Source organism: Streptomyces sp. NPDC059851, from assembly GCF_042732005.1.
Taxonomy (GTDB): Bacteria; Actinomycetota; Actinomycetes; order Streptomycetales; family Streptomycetaceae; genus Streptomyces.
The window spans coordinates 1-1,534 of sequence record NZ_JBHWJJ010000298.1 but is presented as its reverse complement, the minus strand read 5'-3'; the positions used below and the strand labels follow the sequence as shown (position 1 = coordinate 1,534).

At 75.1% G+C, this 1,534-nt stretch carries 1 protein-coding gene; it reads right to left on the bottom strand.

The features are described from left to right. Nucleotides 1-150: 150 nt before the first annotated feature. Nucleotides 151-1,413 carry a serine/threonine-protein kinase gene (locus ACFV7Q_RS38845; protein WP_385435670.1) on the bottom strand — a complete coding sequence of 421 codons (1,263 nt, stop codon included), beginning with the start codon at nucleotides 1,411-1,413 and terminating at the stop codon, nucleotides 151-153. Nucleotides 1,414-1,534 lie beyond the last annotated feature (121 nt).

The window sequence follows — 1,534 nt, the reverse complement described above, 5'->3', positions numbered from 1 at the left end:
CCTCCAGGCCGCCGAATTCAGCGAGAAATCTACGCACGGCGTCATGCATGACAGCCCCGTAACGGCGCAGCACCCGGGCGCGGCCCGGGGCCGGAGACCCGGTTTTCGGGAACGGGGGGAGGCTCCCCGCAGCGGCAGCGGCAGCGGCAGCTAGCGCTTCGGCGGGGCCGAGTGCTTCGCCGGAGGACGGGGCGGCTCGTCGGGGGACGAGGCCAGCCAGCCTCCCACGCCGAGCGCGGCCACCAGGCCCACCGCGGCGGCCGACAGCGCCAGACGGCGCCTGCGGACCGTACCCGCCCGGTGCCGGGCCGAACCCGGCCGGTGCCCGCCGGCCGGTCGGGGAACCCGGGCGGTGCCCAGCGCACCCCCGGCCAACTCGTCCGGCGCCGGCACCCGCATCGAGGTGTGGGTGTCACGGTTGGAGTCGGTCGCGGTGCCCGGCACCAGCGGGACGACTCCGCGGCGCCGGACCGGGTCGGCCTGCCCCGGGGCCTCCCCGGCGTCGGGCTGCTCCGGCTCCGCGTCGTCGGGCTCGTCGACGTCCAGCGGCGGCATCCCCGCCAGCATCGGCAGCAGGTCCCGCAGCCGTGCCGACAGCTCCGAGGCGCGCAGCCGCGAGGCCGGGGCCTTGGCCAGGCACTGCACGACCAACTGCCACAGTTCGTCGGGGATCCCCGGCAGCGGGACCACCGTCTCCGTCACGTGCCGGCGCAGCACCGCACCCGGATGGCCGCCGCCGAACGGGGTGAACCCGGCCAGCAGCTCGTACAGCACCGTGGCCAGGGCGTATATGTCCACGGCCGCCCGCGGGGGGAGGCCCTCCACGATCTCCGGAGCCAGGTAGTCCGGCGTGCCGATGATGCGGGTCGCCGGGGCCGACGTGCGCCCTGCCGCGGCCGCCGACGCGGCGCGCTTCGGCGAGTCGATCAGCTTGGCCACGCCGAAGTCGGTCAGCAGTGCGGGGTGCGAGCCGCCCGGCCCGAGCGGGCCCTGCATGTCGAGCAGCACGTTCTCGGGCTTGACGTCGCGGTGCACGACGCCGGCCGCGTGGGCCGTGGCGAGCGCGTCCGCGACGTCGGCGACGATCGCGACGGCGGCCGCGGGGGCGAGCCGCCGCTCCCGGTCCAGGCGCGTGCGCAGGTCCGTGCCGCGCACCAGGTCCATGACCAGGGCCAGGTCGTTGCCGTCGACGACGAGGTCGCGGACGGAGACGATGTGCGGGTGGTCCAGGCCGAGCAGTGCGCTGCGCTCCTGGACGAAGCGTCCGACCAGTTCCTGGTCGGACGCGAGGTCCTCGCGCAGGAGTTTGACGGCGACGGGCCCGTCCGGCCCCTCGCCGAGCCACACCGTGCCCGCGCTGCCGCGCCCCAGGATCTGGTGTGCGGTGTACCGGCTGCCGATTTTCCGTGCCACGACTGCTCCCTCAGCGGCTGGCGTACGCCCCCAAAGCTACGCGGCCGGAAGGGTGAAGGTCGCCGCGGAACGCGGCGACCATCACATCAACGGGCCAAAAAACCTACCCGCTGTCGACAAA